Source organism: Marinilabilia salmonicolor (genome assembly GCF_003003035.1).
Taxonomy (GTDB): domain Bacteria; phylum Bacteroidota; class Bacteroidia; order Bacteroidales; family Marinilabiliaceae; genus Marinilabilia; species Marinilabilia salmonicolor_A.
In genome coordinates, this window is record NZ_PVTS01000001.1 from 192,901 (window position 1) to 209,863 (window position 16,963).

12 protein-coding genes are annotated in these 16,963 nt (G+C 43.9%); 7 read left to right on the plus strand and 5 right to left on the minus strand.

Annotated elements, in window-relative coordinates:
• Positions 1 to 2 precede the first annotated feature (2 nt).
• The 6 genes from BY457_RS00730 (at position 3) to BY457_RS00750 (ending at position 10,727) form a co-directional block, all read left to right on the plus strand.
• Positions 3 to 1,961, plus strand: a complete 1,959-nt coding sequence (locus BY457_RS00730; RefSeq protein WP_106151428.1) for a RagB/SusD family nutrient uptake outer membrane protein — start codon at positions 3 to 5, stop codon at positions 1,959 to 1,961.
• Positions 1,962 to 2,208: 247 nt separating this feature from the next.
• Positions 2,209 to 5,097 (plus strand): glycosyl hydrolase 115 family protein, encoded by a 2,889-nt coding sequence (locus BY457_RS00735; RefSeq protein WP_106151429.1) that lies wholly within the window; start codon positions 2,209 to 2,211, stop codon positions 5,095 to 5,097.
• 90 nt (positions 5,098 to 5,187) lie between these two features.
• A complete protein-coding gene (locus BY457_RS00740) occupies positions 5,188 to 6,561 on the plus strand; it encodes a GH35 family beta-galactosidase (protein WP_219885117.1) in 1,374 nt (457 codons plus the stop codon).
• A 10-nt stretch (positions 6,562 to 6,571) separates the two neighbouring features.
• Entirely contained in the window at positions 6,572 to 6,814 is a 243-nt protein-coding gene (locus BY457_RS19125; RefSeq protein WP_258176477.1) for a DUF5597 domain-containing protein, read from the plus strand.
• A 16-nt stretch (positions 6,815 to 6,830) separates the two neighbouring features.
• Positions 6,831 to 8,978, plus strand: coding sequence for an alpha-glucuronidase family glycosyl hydrolase (locus tag BY457_RS00745; protein ID WP_106151430.1), 2,148 nt, complete (start codon positions 6,831 to 6,833; stop codon positions 8,976 to 8,978).
• A gap of 45 nt (positions 8,979 to 9,023) precedes the next feature.
• The gene (locus BY457_RS00750) at positions 9,024 to 10,727 is read left to right on the plus strand and encodes a glycoside hydrolase family 43 protein (protein ID WP_106151431.1); all 1,704 of its coding nucleotides are present in this window, start codon (positions 9,024 to 9,026) and stop codon (positions 10,725 to 10,727) included.
• A 128-nt stretch (positions 10,728 to 10,855) separates the two neighbouring features.
• On the opposite strand, the gene BY457_RS00755 is transcribed toward BY457_RS00750, so the two are convergent.
• The 4 genes from BY457_RS00755 to BY457_RS00770 are packed head-to-tail and all read right to left on the minus strand — an operon-like array spanning position 10,856 to position 14,851.
• The gene (locus BY457_RS00755) at positions 10,856 to 12,055 is read right to left on the minus strand and encodes a YeeE/YedE thiosulfate transporter family protein (RefSeq protein ID WP_106151432.1); all 1,200 of its coding nucleotides are present in this window, start codon (positions 12,053 to 12,055) and stop codon (positions 10,856 to 10,858) included.
• 10 nt (positions 12,056 to 12,065) lie between these two features.
• The gene (locus BY457_RS00760) at positions 12,066 to 12,590 is read right to left on the minus strand and encodes a YeeE/YedE thiosulfate transporter family protein (protein ID WP_106151433.1); all 525 of its coding nucleotides are present in this window, start codon (positions 12,588 to 12,590) and stop codon (positions 12,066 to 12,068) included.
• A 1-nt stretch (position 12,591) separates the two neighbouring features.
• On the minus strand, positions 12,592 to 13,239 hold the full coding sequence (locus tag BY457_RS00765; protein ID WP_106151434.1) for a cytochrome b/b6 domain-containing protein: 648 nt from the start codon (positions 13,237 to 13,239) through the stop codon (positions 12,592 to 12,594).
• Between the two features lie 13 nt (positions 13,240 to 13,252).
• Positions 13,253 to 14,851 (minus strand): tetrathionate reductase family octaheme c-type cytochrome, encoded by a 1,599-nt coding sequence (locus BY457_RS00770; RefSeq protein WP_106151435.1) that lies wholly within the window; start codon positions 14,849 to 14,851, stop codon positions 13,253 to 13,255.
• A gap of 789 nt (positions 14,852 to 15,640) precedes the next feature.
• On the opposite strand from BY457_RS00770, the gene BY457_RS00775 reads away from it, so the two are divergent.
• Positions 15,641 to 16,132 carry a DUF4168 domain-containing protein gene (locus BY457_RS00775; RefSeq protein WP_106151436.1) on the plus strand — a complete coding sequence of 164 codons (492 nt, stop codon included), beginning with the start codon at positions 15,641 to 15,643 and terminating at the stop codon, positions 16,130 to 16,132.
• Between the two features lie 94 nt (positions 16,133 to 16,226).
• On the opposite strand, the gene BY457_RS00780 is transcribed toward BY457_RS00775, so the two are convergent.
• Positions 16,227 to 16,958, minus strand: coding sequence for an acyl-[acyl-carrier-protein] thioesterase (locus BY457_RS00780; protein ID WP_106151437.1), 732 nt, complete (start codon positions 16,956 to 16,958; stop codon positions 16,227 to 16,229).
• Between the last annotated feature and the right edge of the window lie 5 nt (positions 16,959 to 16,963).

A 16,963-nucleotide genomic window follows, 5' to 3' on the forward strand; every position in this document is an offset into this window, starting at 1 on the left:
CAATGAAATATAAGTTTATAAAAGGTCTTTTGGGGACTGCGTTTTTTGCATTTCTTCTAATGGGATGTTCTGATGTTCTGGAGGAAAAACCCCGAAGCATTTATGAGCCATCTTTCTTTAAAACGGAGAGAGGTGTGGAAAGTGGTATTACTGCTCTGTATGCCCAACTTAGATATGTGTATGGACAAGGCTATTTTTACAATGCCTGTTTGACTGGAACCGATGAAGTGACTTATGCTCAAAGTGCCGATGGTAACTTTAAAGATATGGATCTTTCAGGAGCCGGATCTCTTACTTCAACCAGTAGCCGTGCTGATGTACTTTGGGGCAATGCCTTCACAAGTATCAATACTGCCAATGGTATTATTGAAAATGCAGAAGAAGTAGGATCTATTTCTGATGCACTGGTTGCTGAGGCTCGTTTCTTCAGAGCATTTAATTATTTTATGCTTGTTCAAACTTTTGGTGGTGTACCATTGGATTTGGGTGCAGGAGAATTGGCTTTTAATACTTCAACTTCCAGATATTCTAAAAGGAATACTGTTTCTGAGGTGTATTCTAAGGTTATTTTTCCTGATCTTTTAACTGCTGTGGAGAATCTTCCGGTCGATCAGAGAGTGACAGGTGGGGTAACCAAGACTGTGGCCCGTCTTTTCCTTTCTAAAGCATACCTGACTTATGGCTGGTGGTTAGAGAATCCTAAAAACATTCCTACCTATCCTGAAACAGACAGAAATGATCCTGACGGACATGATGCTCAATGGTATTTTCAACAGGCGTATGATGTAGCAACTTTTGCCATTGAAAATCCCGGCCCTTATGGTCTTCAGCCTACTTTTTATGATGTGAATCTGGCTCAGAATGACCGGAATAGTGAAATTTTGCTGTATGCTGATCATACTGAGGATAGTGAATACTATAATGGATCCAGTCTTACATATAATGGAGGAAGTGCTCCTGCCAACTTTGCTGTTTGGTTCATGACATGGAACTATATTAATACAAAAAGTGGTGCTGATCCTAATTGGAACGAGCGGGTAAGCCCGGTATTGCGTGAAGCGGCACAGCCCTTGGGCCGTCCATGGACAAGAATGTGTCCCACAATTGAAGTTGTAACCGAGACTTTTGCCGAGAAAACACTGGATTCCCGTTTCGATGGAACATTTACTACGGTTTATCGTGCCAACTGGCCAAAAGGTGGAACTGATCTGGATGTTGTTTACAATGCAAACAATATGACCGTCGCTCCGGGGGAACCAATTCTTACCTTCCTTGAGGATGAACCTGCTGTGGAGGTGGATTATTCCAACGATCCATATAAAAGTGATATTGGTGCCGGCGTGATTCCAGGTAGAGCAGATTATGTGATTCCTCCAAGCGGTATTAGCCGTTTAAGATATCCCGGCCTTTGGAAACTTGGTGTTTACCGTACCGATAATAATGGAGGTCTTGGTCAACCCAACGCCGGAAGTACCAGACCCTTTAATATCGCTAAATTCTCTGAATTCTACTTTATTGCTGCCGAAGCTGCGGTGAAAGGTGCTGCCACTACTGCAGGAATGACTGCGAGAGATCTTATCAATGTGATTCGTGGTCGCGCCGGAAATTGGAGATGGGATAACAATGGAAATGCTCCGAAAAATGAGGATTTTAGTCAGGAAATGATGGATGCGACTCCTGCTGACGTTGACGTTGAGTATATTCTTGCCGAGCGTTCTCGCGAATATTACGGTGAAGGGTACCGCTGGTATGATTTGGTGCGTACTCAAATGTGGCGTGAGCTTTCATCTGAATATAGCATTGGTTCAGCATCATTGGATGAACAAGGTAATGAACCCGACTTGTTTACACGTGAAATTCAGGACTTCCATTATCTGCGTCCAATACCCCAGGGGCAATTAGATGCTATGGAGATGGACGAGGCTGAGAAAGCTGCTTATCAGAATCCGGGGTATAATTAATGAGTGTTCTGAAATTCTATTTTTAAATTAAATAATCATGCAAGTTTTATCCTGTTTTTTTAAGCAAGTTATCTTGGATAAAGCTTCTTAGATAGTATCAATAGATTGGTTGCACTTTCATGTGTGACCAATCTATTATTTTAAACACATTTGAATTTTGGGGATTTATCATTGAGGAATGGTTGCTGATTGATTGCCAATCCAAACAGTCTTATTATCTCAAAAAAGAAAGTTAAAAAACATTGTTATGAAAATTACAAGTCTTCTTTTTTCCTTCCTTCTTTTTTTTCTTCTTCATAGTGGATCAAATGCTCAGCAACCCGCAAACAGAGTCCTTAACTATCTTGATTATACTACTCAATCTAAACCGGAGAGAGGCTTTCCTCTTTTTGAAAACGGTGATGCCGCCGTCTTATACGTGGCCAATTCTGATGAGGCAGGTGTAAAAAGAGTTGCTAAACTTTTGCAAAAAGATATTCTAAAAGTATCAGGCGTTGAGCCTCGACTGGTTATCAGCGATACCATTCCCGGGGCTGAACATTTGATAATTATTGGAACAATTGATAAAAGCCCTGTCGTTCAGCAATTAGCAGAAAACGGAGTTGTTTCTGTGGATGATGTGAAAGGGATGTGGGAAGCAACTGTGGTTACCACTGTTAAAACACCTGTCGAGGGTGTTCAGTCTGCTCTTGTAATTGCAGGAAGTGATAAACGCGGAACCATTTATGGAATGTTTGATCTGTCGCAGCAGATGGGTGTTTCTCCATGGTATTGGTGGGCCGATGTTCCGGTAAAGAAAAAAAATCAGCTTTTTGTTAAAGGTGGACGCTATGTTTCTGAGAGTCCCAAAGTGAAGTATCGGGGTATTTTTCTCAATGATGAGGAGCCTGCACTGGGAAACTGGGTGAGGGAAAATTTTGGAGATTTTAACGCACAGTTTTATGATAAAGTTTTTGAACTGATTCTTCGTATGAAGGGTAACTTCCTGTGGCCCGCCATGTGGGGAAAGGCTTTTTATGATGACGATCCTCAAAATGCAGAACTTGCCGATGAGTATGGGGTGGTAATTAGTACATCTCACCATGAACCCATGATGCGGGCACATGTGGAATGGGATAGATATGGTGAAGGGTCCTGGGATTATAATCGAAATGCAGACAAATTGAAGGAATTCTGGCGTGTGGGGATAGATCGTATGGGTGATAATGAAAGTCTTGTTACAGTGGGAATGCGCGGTGACGGCGATGAGCCCATGAGTACCAACCGAAACATTGAACTTTTGTCTGAGATTATTGATAATCAGCGCAGAATTATTGCAGAAGAGACTGAAAAGCCTGCCAGCCAAACTCCACAAGTGTGGGCTCTGTACAAGGAAGTTCAGGATTATTATGACATGGGAATGCGGGTGGATGAAGATATCACTCTGCTCTACTGCGATGATAACTGGGGCAACGTGCGACGCATGCCAGGAGAGGAGGAGCGTCAAAGAATCGGAGGCTCTGGTATGTATTATCATTTCGATTATGTGGGTGGCCCCCGGAATTACAAATGGTTAAATACCAGTCCTCTTCCCCGGGTTTGGGAACAAATGAAACTTTCCTATGCACATGGAATTGATCAACTGTGGGTGGTGAATGTTGGCGATCTGAAACCTATGGAATTACCGATTCAGTTTTTTCTGAACCTGGCATGGAATCCTGATGCAATGGGTACTGAAGAGTTGGATGCTTATCCTGGATATTGGGCAGCCCAGCAGTTTGGCGCCGAACATGCCGAAGAAATAGCTCATTATTTGAGACAATACACCAAATTTAACGGCAGACGGAAACCTGAGCTTATATCACCTGATACATATAGTCTTACATATTACAATGAATTTGAACGGGTGGTGACCGAATACGATGACCTTGCCCGTAATGCACGTGTACTTTACAATGATTTGGCTGAAGAGCAGAAAGATGCTTTCTATCAACTGGTGTTGTTTCCGGTAGAGGCTTGTGCAAATCTCAACCGATTGTATTATGTGACAGCAAAGAACCGATTGTATGCCGGTCAGAATCGTGTGCTGACAAATGTAATGGCCGACAGTGTGGAATATCTTTTTCAAAAAGATCAGGAAATGGCCGACTATTATCATACGGAAATGGCGGATGGAAAATGGAACCACATGATGTCGCAAACCCATATCGGATATACTTATTGGCAACAGCCCGAACAGAACAATATCCCCGAAACTCAACGAATAGAGAATAAGAGTTCAGGTGAGTTGGGTGTGGCAGTAGAAGGTTCTGAAGAATGGGGGCCGGATGTTTCTCAAACTTTGGAAATGCCTGTCTTTTATGAAATAGGGAAACAATCCGGATATGTGGAGGTTTTTAACAGAGGAACAATTCCGGTAGCATATGAACTGGAAGTCTCTGATTCCTGGATTGTTCCTGAGAGCTTGGAGGGGCAGATAGATACGCAGAAAAGAATTAGGATTTCGGTTGATTGGAAAAAGATGGTTCCCGGAGTTAACCAGGGGATTTTGACCATTCAGGGAAGAGATGATTCTGTTGATGTATTGGTGAAAGCACGAAAGTTTGCCCCCGATGAATTACAGATGATTCAGGGCTTTGTGGAAACCAACGGTTTCATTTCCATTGAGGCGGAACATTTTTCAGATAAAAACCAAGTTGATGGACTGGAGTGGCGGGTTATCCCTGATCTCGGGCGTACCGGATCTTCTGTTACCGTTTCTCCGGTAACGGCAGAGTCCAGGGCCCCCGGAGATGAGATGTCCATCGATTATCCTGTTCATTTTACGGATACCGGGGAGGTAACTGTTTACGCCCATTTTGCACCGACACTGAATTACACAGGTGGTGAAGGATTCAGATATGCAGTCGGCTTTGAAGGGGAGGAGCCTGTAATGGTTAATATCCATGAAGATGAAACTCATGCCGACTGGCAAAGTTGGGTTGCAAACAATGTAAATATTCGTTCATCAAAGCATAAAATAAATCAATCCGGCAATCATATTCTGAAATTTTATATGGTTGATCCCGGCCTGGGATTGCAGAAGATTGTGATTGATTCCGGTGGGTTGAAGCCCTCCTATCTGGGTCCGGAGGAAAGTCCGTTTGTTTATCATTAATCCTTTTATTTATTGTATTTTAGGATGTTACCGGGTAAATGAATGAGGTGGAAGATGTTTTTTGCAAGTTATACGATTAAAGATTAAGTTATGTTTAAACGTTTTTTTACAGGTTTTGTGATTTTGTTGTTGATGGCGCCATCTGTCATGGTAGCACAAAAAGACAAAATACCTTACCTGGCTTTCAGTGGGGAGACGACTCAACTGATGGTGGATGATGCTCCCTGGCTTATGTTGGGCGGTGAGCTGGGTAATTCCAGCGCGTCCGATCCGGAGTTTATGGCTAAGATATGGCCTGACTTGAATGCAATGAAGCTCAATACAGTTCTGGCACCCGTCTATTGGGAACTGGTGGAGCCTGTGGAAGGAGAATTTGATTTTTCTTCGGTGGATCAATTGATCAATCAGGCCCGAAAGTATGATACTAAACTTGTTTTGCTATGGTTTGGAAGTTGGAAAAACAGTATGTCCTGTTACGCTCCTTTGTGGGTCAAAAAAGATTGGAAGCGATTTCCCAGGAGTAAAACCAAAGAGGGTAAACCTTTGGAAATTCTGACGCCATTCTCCCGAAATAATCTGGAAGCTGACAAAGAAGCTTTTGTGAAGCTGATGGAGTTTTTAAAAGAAAAGGACAGCGACCAGAACACCGTGATCATGGTGCAGGTGGAAAATGAAATAGGAATGATTCCCCAGGCCCGCGATTATCATTCTGAAGCAAACAAAGTTTTTAATCAGGAGGTTCCTCAACAAATTATCGGCCTGCTGAAAGAGGATAGCAAAGAAACACAGGACCATTTATCTGAGATGTGGAATTCCAATGGAGAAAAAGTGGCGGGTGACTGGGAGGACGTTTTTGGCGAAAGCCTTTATGCCGATGAGTTGTTTATGGCCTGGCATTTTGCAAAATATGCCGGCGAGTTAGCGCAGGCAGGGAAGAACGTTTATCCTTTGCCGATGTATGTCAATGCAGCCTTGAATTCCAGAGGAAGAAAACCAGGCGAATATCCATCAGCCGGACCGTTGGCACATCTTATCGATGTTTGGAAACTGGGAGCTCCTGCCATCGATGTTTATGCACTGGATATTTATGATGCGGGATTCAATCATTGGTGCAATCTCTATCACTTGCCCAATAACCCTTTGTTTATTCCTGAAATAAGAAATGAACCAGGCAATCATGCACGTGTTTTTTATGCTTTTGGAGAACATGATGCATTGGGGTTCAGTCCTTTTTCCATAGAAGATACAACCGATCCTGCAAATGCTCCGTTAACCAAAAGTTACGATATTCTTCATCAGTTGATGCCGCTCCTTGCAGAAAAGCAGGGAGAGCAAACTGCAGGGGTCTGGTTCAACAATGAACGCAGAGATACTTCCTTCGTGATGGGAAATTACAGGTTTCACTTTAAACACGATTATACCCTTGTGGAAGCCGGCTGCAAAAGATGGGTCGGAGTGGCCTGAAACCGGCGGGTTGATAATTTCTATGGGGGAGGATGAATTTATTGTTGCCGGAACAGGAGTTGTGGTGACATTTGAAAGTCTGGACGAAAGGACTGAGGCAGGAATAGGTGAGATAAACCAGATTGAGAAAAACAAAGGAGAATGGATTCGCAAGTTCAGAATGAATGGAGATCAAAGTCATCAGGGAAGACATTTGAGGATTCCTGTGGACGAATTTGATATCCAACGTGTGACATTGTATGAGTATAAATGATTCAAAATAAGTAGATATGAGAAGAAATATTTTATTATTGTTTTTTCTGTTTTTTTCGATGCCGGGATTGATTTTAGCCGAATCTGGCGAAAACCTGTGGTTAAGATATGATAAGGTTTCGGACAATGTGTTTGACGACTACTCAGTTTTGGAGAAACTTTATGTGGAAGGAAACAGCCCTGTCATCGGTGTGGCCCAAAATGAACTGATCAATGCCATTAAAGGAATGACTTCAGTGGATTTGGATCTCAGTAAAAAAGTTTCCGGAAGTTCTATCCTTCTTGGAGTCGGACTGAATGAAAAAATAGATGTTCAGGGGCTTGAAGAGGGGCTGGAAAGCTGTGGCCCGGAAGGGTATGTGATTAGAACGGTTGGAAAAGACAAGGAAACTCAGGTGGTGATTACCGCCAATACCGATGCCGGTGTGCTGTATGGAACATTCGCCTTTATTCGCATGATGCAGAATGAGGAGGATATTTCTGCTATCAATGTGGTTGAAACTCCTAAATATGAACTGCGGTTGCTCAATCATTGGGACAATCTTGATGGCACCGTTGAGCGTGGATATGCCGGACATTCCATCTGGTGGAACCGTGAGAAAGATTTTAATGACCTGAGAGATCATTATCAAATTTATGCGCGTGCCAATGCGTCTGTCGGTATTAATGGGACCGTCCTGAATAACGTAAATGCTGCTCCCGAAGTCTTAACTGATGAATATCTGGAGCAGGTGGTTCGTATTGCCGATTTATTGCGTCCCTATAATATTAAGGTTTATTTGTCCGTAAACTTTTCGTCACCGGCTGTAATAGGCGGCCTTGAAGATTCAGATCCGCTTAGGGACGAAGTTCGCGAATGGTGGAAAGAAAAGGTGGAGGAAATCTATGATGAGATACCTGATTTTGGAGGCTTTCTGGTTAAAGCCAACTCCGAAGGTCAGCCCGGTCCTCAGGATTATGGCCGTACCCATGCCGATGGAGCCAATATGCTGGCAGAGGCTTTGGAACCTTATAATGGAATCGTAATGTGGAGGGCATTTGTTTATGCCCCATCCGGAGACGACCGGGCCAAACAAGCCTACACTGAATTTGTGCCATTGGATGGCAAATTTCATGAGAATGTCATCGTTCAGGTCAAAAACGGTCCCATCGATTTTCAACCCAGAGAGCCTTTTAGCCCTGTTTTTGGGGCGATGGATGAGACTTCTCTGATGATTGAATTTCAGATAACACAGGAATACCTGGGCTTCTCCAATCACCTGGCCTATTTGCCTACGATGCAGAAAGAGACTTTTGAAAGCGATACTTATGCCAAAGGGCCGGGATCAACTGTCGCAAAAGCTACCGATGGATCTTTGTTTAGTCAAAAGCATACCGCCATTGCGGGTGTTGCAAATATTGGACGTGATGTTAACTGGACAGGTCACCATTTTGCCCAGGCCAACTGGTATGCGTATGGGCGTCTGGCATGGGATCATACTCTCAGGGCTGATGATATCGGTAAAGAGTGGCTTGGAATGACCTTCTCCAACGAGGATGCCTTTGTGGAACCCTCATTGAATATCATGATGCGTTCTCGTGAGGCGGTGGTAAACTACATGACTCCGCTTGGTCTTCATCACCTGATGGGATGGAGCCACCACCATGGCCCCGAACCGTGGACCGAAATTGAAGGAGCACGGCCCGACTGGTTGCCCAAATACTACCACAATGCCTCTGAGGATGGTATTGGCTTTGATCGTTCAGAGAGTGGCAGTAATGCTGTGGAGCAATATGAGGAGCCGCTGGCCTCAATATACAACAACCCCAAAACATGTCCGGAAAACCTGATCCTATGGTTTCATCACCTTCCATGGGATTATACCATGAGCTCAGGCCTTTCATTGTGGGATGAGCTTTGCTATCATTACTATGATGGGGTAGAGGAAGTGCGACTGATGCAGAAAAAATGGGATCGAATGCAGGGACTGATTGATGATGAGCGCTTCGAACATGTGAGGCATAAACTGAAAATTCAGTCCCGTGAGGCCGAATGGTGGAGAGATGCCTGCTTGCTTTATTTTCAGACTTTTTCCGGAATGCCCATTCCTGCAGAACTTGAGCGACCAGTTCATGACCTGGAGGAACTGAAGAAAATAAAATTTGACATGACACATCACAATTAATCCGGGAGTAACCATTCCGATGCAACAACTAAAAAAAACGCTGTTATGCACAATCTCAGAATCTTTATTCTGCTGCCATTTTTTATTTTAGTTAGTTCCTGCAGTACTCAGGAAGCTGCTAAAAAGGGCGCCTTTTTTCAATGGTACGAATACCAGGGGAGCGACAGTTTTTATGATGAAAACCAACTTATGGATAATGAGTATTTTAATCCCATCCTGAGTGGTTTTTATCCCGACCCGTCTGTTTGCAAGAAAGGAGAAGACTATTTTTTGGTTACTTCTACCTTTTCTTTTTTCCCAGGGGTTCCTGTTTTTCACAGTACCGATCTTGTCAATTGGAAACAGATTGGTCACGTGCTGAACCGACCCTCGCAGCTGGATATTACAGATCAGGAGATCTCAGAAGGAATTTTTGCTCCTGCAATCAGTTACAATTCGCACAACGACACCTTCTATATGGTAACCACATTTGTTGGAGGTAACGGCAACTTTTTGGTAAAAGCAAAGGATCCAGCAGGCCCCTGGAGTGATCCGATTTTTATTCCGGAGGTTCCCGGCATTGATCCCTCATTATTTTTTGATGATGACGGCCGAGCCTGGATTGTGAACAACGGTAATCCTGAAGGGGATCCCATTTATCCCGGACATAAGGCCATTTGGATTCAGGAATACGATGTGGAAAAGGACGAGATGACAGGTCCGAGAAAAATGATCGTTGACGGAGGCCACGACATTTCTGAAAAGCCTATCTGGATTGAAGGACCTCACATTTATAAAGTTAATGGCTACTACTATCTGATGGCTGCTGAAGGAGGAACTGCAGAAAATCATTCAGAGGTTATTTTTCGTAGTCGGAATGTAACCGGGCCTTATGAAACGTTCGCAGATAACCCGATTCTTACGCAACGAAATCTTCCGAATGACAGGGAAAACCCTGTTACTTCCACCGGACACGCCGATTTAATCAAGTTTGAAGATGGCAGTTGGTGGGCCGTTTTTCTGGGATGCAGACCTTATCTGGAGAATCATTACAATACCGGCCGGGAAACATTCTTGTTACCAGTAAGCTGGACAGAAGGATGGCCGGTTATCCTTGAACCAGGCAAAGAGGTGCCTTTGAAAGTGAAGTCTTCACATCAGTTGAATGAAAAACAGGAGGGGGATTTTGGCCTATCCGGAAATTTCACGATTAGGGATGAGTTTGAAGACGACTCTCTGGCACTGTATTGGAACTTTATTCGTACCCCTCAAAATGATTGGTATGATTTGGAAGAAGGGAGCCTGAGATTGGACTTTCGGGGAGTGACTATGAGAGAAAAGAAGAATCCTGCATTTATTGGAAGAAGGCAGCAGCATAAGAACTTTATTGCCACCACTGAGGTGACAATTGCTTCCCCAAATGCCGGAAATCGTGCCGGGTTGGTATGCTTTAGAACAGAAGCGAATAACTATTTTTTGGGTGTAAACTTCGAGCACGGTGAGTTAATAGCTTTTGTGGAAAAAACCACTATTCGGCAGGGGACTCCTGAAAAAAAGCGGCTGGCAATGAAGAAGACAGGGCTGGGAGCTGATGATTCCATATTACTTCGGGTTGAAGGGAATGGAGCATTTCTCGATTTTTCAATTTCAGAAGATCACCAAAATTGGGAGCCTTTGGCAGAAGGTCAGGATGCCACCTATTTGAGTACTGCAACGGCCGGTGGCTTTGTGGGAACTTACATTGGGATGTATGCAGAAGGAAACGAATAGCCGGATTTAAAAGAACTGAGGGGGCTGATTTTCGACAAATACGAAGATCAGCCCCCTCAATACATTTCAAGTAAATGAGTGCTTTGGCGGCAAGCATATCGTAGCAAGTGGTGCTTTATGGACAAACACTAACTACACCCTCCCTGTACCCGGGTAACCTTTTTTTGTACAGGTTTCTCCCGGGAAGCCAGATTTGCTTCAATTTCTTTCATCTTTTCTGCTGCCCGGCGTCTGAATAGTGCCACAGTTTGTTCCGATTTTGTGGGATTCTCCGGTATATTGATTTCTCCATAAAAAGTGTTTCTGAAATCCTCGGCAGTTACATCAAGTGCCAGACTGGTTGTATTCCCGTGATAACGGGCAACCAGACAGGCCTTTTTTGCCTGTGCCGGGGAGGCTCCATAGAAAACGTTGGTCTGAATGCGTTGATTGAGTAATTCCCGGTAGGCTGTGCTGTGCAAATCGTCCAACGGAATGTTGATGGCGGTGGCAATATGAAATTCTTCATATTCTTCGGGAGACCGAACGTCAATTACATTATAATGATAATAGTTGTTCATTAGCTCAAACGCTAGTTTGTCTGCATCAATCAGGTCGGGTTTGCACTCTCCTGCAGCTGCGCGAGCTTCCAGTTTCTCCATAGTAAATTCCTTTCGCGAAGGAGTAATCATGATTAAAAGAACCACGGCCAGTGGAATGGCTGCGGCAATGGTCTTCTTTTTCCAGTTACCACTAAGGATGTGGACCGGTTTTTTGTTGACCTTATCCTCAATCATGCCTGTTGCAACGAAAGCAAAGATAGCAACAGCCGTCAGAATCAGTGCAAAGGTGATTCTCTCTATGCCAAGCACGTCATAAAAAAGTAACGGACCCTGATTTCCGGCCAGATAAAAGTCTTCGAGCAGAGGAAATACTTCTCCAAAGGCAAAAATGCCAATGGTGGCTCCTCCAATGAATGCCCAACCATCCAACTTCCCTATGGCTGCCGCTGCAGCACTGGTTCCGGGGCAAAAACCTCCGATGATGAATCCTGCCCCCATAATTATTCCTCCGGTGATGGCAGATGGGAGAAATGTAGGGTTCACAAAAATGATATCGGTATTGAGCATTTCCAGGTGGGAGAGCAGAACCACTCCAATCATCGCTGTAACGCCTGCAGTGAAGAATACTTTAAGTACAGTGAAGTCGTATCCGTAAAACAGACCTACCAGTTTGCGTGTGCTCGAAAAGCCGGCCTGTTCCAGGGCAAATCCAAATCCCAGCCCCACAATGAGAGCAACGAGATAGTTATATTCCGGAGATATTATTTCAGGTATTAATGGTGCCATTTTTAACAATTTATCGGGTTATCCATAATTTTCTGAAGAACCATGCCAATGCGTAGGCGCCGCCAAAGATTGCAAACATGGTGATGATGCCACCAAATGACATAACTGCCATTCCGCTGAGGGCTGATCCACTGGTGCAGCCGCGTCCCAGCTGACTGCCGAAGCCAAATAGCATTCCGCCGATGATGGCACCAATGATTCGTGTGGTGTTGGTTACACCGGGGCCTTTTTCAAGTTTAAGTCCAAGACGTCCGGACAGAGCCCCGCTTAGAAAGGCACCTATCAGCACTCCAAGCATCTCAAAAACCAGCCATGATTTCATGGGGCCATCAGGATGATCTGCTGCATAATCCTGATAATAGGCTGTTGACTCGTAGTGATCAGGGGAAGTTGCCTTGACAGTGGTTACAGCCACGCTTTTCATTGCCCCGCTGGCACCGAGTCCCCGACCTGTTATGTAGATGGTCGCCAACAATACAAACCCCAGGAGGACACCCGCCAGATAGGGGTTCATGAATTTGTTCTTCTGATCCATATTACTCTTCTTTTTTATTTTCATCTTTCAATGGTTGTTCCGAATCATCTTCCAGATCTTCATATCCTGTGAGCATCGCCCTGATATTTGAAGTGGGCGTATGTCCGGTGGTGGTCATGTAAACATGCACAATGGCAAACATAATGATCAGATAAGCGCCTAATGTGTGCAGAAAAGCAACAATTTCCAGAGGAATGTCGCTGACAATAACCATATTGTTGGCATCTATGGTGCGATAGAACATATAAACGATGCCTGTGATTACCAGTAATGGAGCCATCACCAGTTTAAATCCCAAATAAGTCAGGGCCTGAAGTGGATTCAGCTTTTTACGAACTGATTTGCGCGTTGGGTGTGGTTCTCCTTTAAAGATTCCGACGGTGTAGTACCGAATCTGAGCCTGTAACTTTGAGAAGGTGGGTATGTACTGCCGCCATTCACCGGTGGTGAAATGCCAGAATATGGAGAATGCGATGAGAATCAACAGCATCCAGGCAGCTACGCGATGCGATTCAACGGCTTGTTCATATCCCAGGAAAGAAAAGCTTCCATGTACTTCGAAACCCGTAAGGGCCAGGAAGAAGATCAGTGCGGCCTGTGTCCAATGCCAGAACCGCTCGAATTTTTTATAGATATATACTTTTTGCATAATTTCCTGTAGCTTATTGATTGTAATTGGTGTTGATTTCTTCAGATTCGATCTCTTTGTTTCTGATGGCGGAAACAATGCGTCCCAGTCCGTGAAGAATGACTCCTGCCATGGCTGCAATAATCAATAATCTGCCAATGAAGTCAAGACCTGCATGTGAATCTCTTCCGGGCATATAGAAGTCGTTCAGACCGGCCAGACGGCTGTCGTCTCTGCTATGACACTCTTCGCAGGACAATGCCTCTTCTTTGGGAGCTACCATATGGTTTACAGGCCAGTACATTTCAGTGTTAACAAACTCGTGATTGCCGCTGTAGGGAAGTCCTACCCGTTTCATTCCGGCTTCAGCGGCCAGCTGCCAATCAAAGTCTTTCCAGTAGGCACTGTCGCCTTTCTCTGCCGCCCAAAGTTTAGGCTGAATCAGCATGTTGGTTTCCGGGTCATAGATCTGGTCTCCACGGTGGACTTTCACAGGATATATTTTCGATCTGTTGTCTGCTGCTGATCCCAATAATCGATTAATCTGTACCGGTATGCTGTCCACTTGATCACCAAGAACATAGTGAGTCGCATGTCCATTGAACCAATAATATTCCGGTTTTACATCCTTTTCCCAGCGGAATGATCCTTTGATAGACATATATGTTTCCGCGCCCGATGCTGTGTCGGTTACATGATAGGGCTGACCGTCTTTAAGTTTGCCGGCTTCAGACCAACGCCATTCCATTTTTGTTGGGTTCACTTTGGCGTAAGTTGGAATGTGACAGGTTTGACAAGCTACTTTGGCTGTGTGTAGGTCGAGCATCCTGTCCATATGAGGGGTGCTGGTGTGGCAATGATCACATGTTAGGCGGTTTTCGTCGCTGGAAGATACCGAATAAAGCTTGCCTTTTATGTTATGATTCTCCGCCGAATGGCAATCGACACAGGTCATATTCATCCCGTTGGCTGCCATGTGAACATCTACTTCCCGGGTGGTTGACAGAAGGGACTCTTCCAGGTCTCCGTGTTTTACGTTATTTCCTCCACCACTGTAAAAGTGACAGGCACCACAATTCATCCTCTGAGGGCGCCCTACACTCTGTGCCACTTGCGTAAGATTGACCGATCGATCCGGATAGCCGGCCATGGCAGAACCTTTCCGGTATTCTTCACTATTGTCGTGACAAACCATGCAGTCCACATTTCTGGCGTTGTCAAAATCGAACCGGTCGTTGGTCATCCCAAAACCAATATGGCAGGCAGCACAGGATTGCTCATTGGAACTGGCCCCGATGCAGTAGTTGTTTAATACATTGCTTTTGCCCATGCTTGCGATTCCACGATCTTCAACATAGGAAATACGCTCCCAGTTCCAGTGACTGGAGGCTATCACTTCTTTATGGCGCTGGTTGTGACATTCGATACAGGCCTCTGTTACTTCCTGTGGAGAATTGAAATCCTTTTGAAGTTCCTCAAAAAGAGAATGATCCACAGGAGATGTGGGCTTGATGGCATATTCCTGTTTCAGCTTCAACTCCCCCAGGTTCGGGAGTGGCGGGTCGTAAGCGATGTGAATCAAAATCAGGATGCCGATGGATGCCAAAATGATGGAAAAAACGACCTTCTTCATATTTTGTTTGCTGTTGGTTAAACTATTTTTTTTGTTACGTATAGTTGTTAATAAAGGTTTATTTGACGTGCCAGGTGTGTTGAGGTACTCTTTTTTTGGGCTTTAGATTTTTCTTTGCTGTTGCTGTTGCTATCTGTCTTTAAGATGTTTCGAATTTAGGAATGAATTCAGATATATAAAAATACAAATATCTGATATTAGTAATTTGTAACAAGATTGTTTCTAAATAGTGCCTGTCCATAAACTAAACGTTTTTCGCGTGTTTAAATTAGAAAGTTCAGATTCAAGGCGTGTGAAAAATTTAAACCGCAGTCCCGAAGTAGCTTTTGTAAGGTTTTTTGAACAAAAAAGCAACAAAAAGCACAATCGGGATGAGAATTTAGATTTTGAGCAACAACGCAGAAGTTGGACTTTATAGACAAACACTAAATAGAGTCCGTATAGAAACTAAGTATAGTTTGTTTTTAGTCATGTGTCTGGTCAAAAAGTGCCAATTGTAAGGCTTGCGAAGCGCCAAAAACGCAGTTTACTTGTGTAAATGAGTGTTTTGGCGGTAAGTATAATGCAGCAAGTGGTACTTTATGGACAGATACTAAATAGTGTTGTTGGATTTTTGTATGAAAGAAATCAGCGGATTAATTTTTTGGAATTGGATATCTGGTTTTGTAGGTTTGCTTATGTTGTTAAATAATAATGTTTTAAGAATTTTTATTCGGGTTTTTTTAATTAGATGAGGGCAATTCCCCGAATGGATGATTTTTTTCAGCTCTCTGTAAAACAGGTATTAATATGAGTTTTAAAAAGCAATTTGTAAGTTTATTTTTAACAGGATTTTTTTTGATTGGCGGAACTGCTGCTGCTCAGAATCAGATGATGCAAGAACAGGGGAAACAGTTACAAAAAAGTTACTCTGATGAGGAGGTTGATTTGTTTGCTGATGTTGTGGTGAAAGTAGTGCCGGTGCAGCAGGAAGCTGAACAGAAAATGGTGAAAAAAATTGAAGAAGGAGGCATGAAGCTGGACAATTTTAACAAAATAGCTCGCAATATGCAGCAGGGACAGCAACCTGAAGGCCTGGAAGATGCTGATATGGAAAAGTTTCAGAGTATCTCCCAGCAATTGCAGGCAATCCAGATGGAAACCCAGAAGAAAATGAATGAAATTATCTCAAATGCCGGAATTAGTCCTGCTTTGTATCAGGAGATGATCACAGCTTACAGCACCAACCCTGATGTAAAGAAAAAGGTGGATGAAAAATTGGCTGAACAGCAACAGCAGTAAGGAATGCTGACTTTTTATTAAAAGAATATTGCTAGAATTTCTTTTGATCAATAACAAAAAGCGCTTTCGGGAAGCCCCGAAGGCGCTTTTTTTACTAATCTGTAAATTTCAGGCAGGCCTCGACACCTGTTTTTTCTGTTTTCTGGTGCGTGATTGAGCAATAGAAATCATCTCCGTTTGTTGACCATTTTAGGATTGCTGTTTCGTTGTATTTGAATTCATTGCTAAAATGAATGTTCAGTGACTTGAGCCACCTTTCTGAAAGGAAACCGATGGCATCCATAATCCATTCCACATACCGGGTGTTGTTGACATGCTGATTGATGTCCAAATCGGAATAGGCTACTTTTCTCTCTGCTTCTGATTGTTGATCTCCTTCACAGGTGAATGGTTCGGGAAAGCTGCTGATGGCTTCCTTCCCGGGAGTGAAATCAATGTTTGCCAGTCTCTCTGCCGGTCTCACCGGTCGTTTCCGCAGGTAATCCACCATGATCCACGCAGAGGTGGCCCGAATGATGACTTTTCCCGAACCATCGGAGACTAAAAAATCTCTGGTGGTGTAAAGTTTTTGGGTTCCCCGGGGCCAGGTTTCTACAGTGATTTGTTCTTCCATTCCGGGCCATCGATCAGCTTCAATTTGCAGATGTGTAAGGGCCCAAAATACCTTTTCTTTCATCAGGTCGGAAAAGCCGACGCCCAATTCATCTGCATGATGGGCAGCCACTTCCTGAAAATGGCGCATCAGTGCAGCTGCCTCCAGACGACCTGAAGCACCTACATCAAAAGAAGATACGCTGATTTGCTCTTTCCAAATTTTTGAGGGCATAAGGG

Coding starts and splice junctions, on each gene's coding strand:
- BY457_RS00730 (WP_106151428.1), top strand. CDS start 3: ATGAAATATAAGTTTATAAAAGGTCTTTTGGGGACTGCGTTTTTTGCA.
- BY457_RS00735 (WP_106151429.1), top strand. CDS start 2,209: ATGAAAATTACAAGTCTTCTTTTTTCCTTCCTTCTTTTTTTTCTTCTT.
- BY457_RS00740 (WP_219885117.1), top strand. CDS start 5,188: ATGTTTAAACGTTTTTTTACAGGTTTTGTGATTTTGTTGTTGATGGCG.
- BY457_RS00745 (WP_106151430.1), top strand. CDS start 6,831: ATGAGAAGAAATATTTTATTATTGTTTTTTCTGTTTTTTTCGATGCCG.
- BY457_RS00750 (WP_106151431.1), top strand. CDS start 9,024: ATGCACAATCTCAGAATCTTTATTCTGCTGCCATTTTTTATTTTAGTT.
- BY457_RS00755 (WP_106151432.1), bottom strand. CDS start 12,055: ATGGCACCATTAATACCTGAAATAATATCTCCGGAATATAACTATCTC.
- BY457_RS00760 (WP_106151433.1), bottom strand. CDS start 12,590: ATGGATCAGAAGAACAAATTCATGAACCCCTATCTGGCGGGTGTCCTC.
- BY457_RS00765 (WP_106151434.1), bottom strand. CDS start 13,239: ATGCAAAAAGTATATATCTATAAAAAATTCGAGCGGTTCTGGCATTGG.
- BY457_RS00770 (WP_106151435.1), bottom strand. CDS start 14,851: ATGAAGAAGGTCGTTTTTTCCATCATTTTGGCATCCATCGGCATCCTG.
- BY457_RS00775 (WP_106151436.1), top strand. CDS start 15,641: ATGAGTTTTAAAAAGCAATTTGTAAGTTTATTTTTAACAGGATTTTTT.
- BY457_RS00780 (WP_106151437.1), bottom strand. CDS start 16,958: ATGCCCTCAAAAATTTGGAAAGAGCAAATCAGCGTATCTTCTTTTGAT.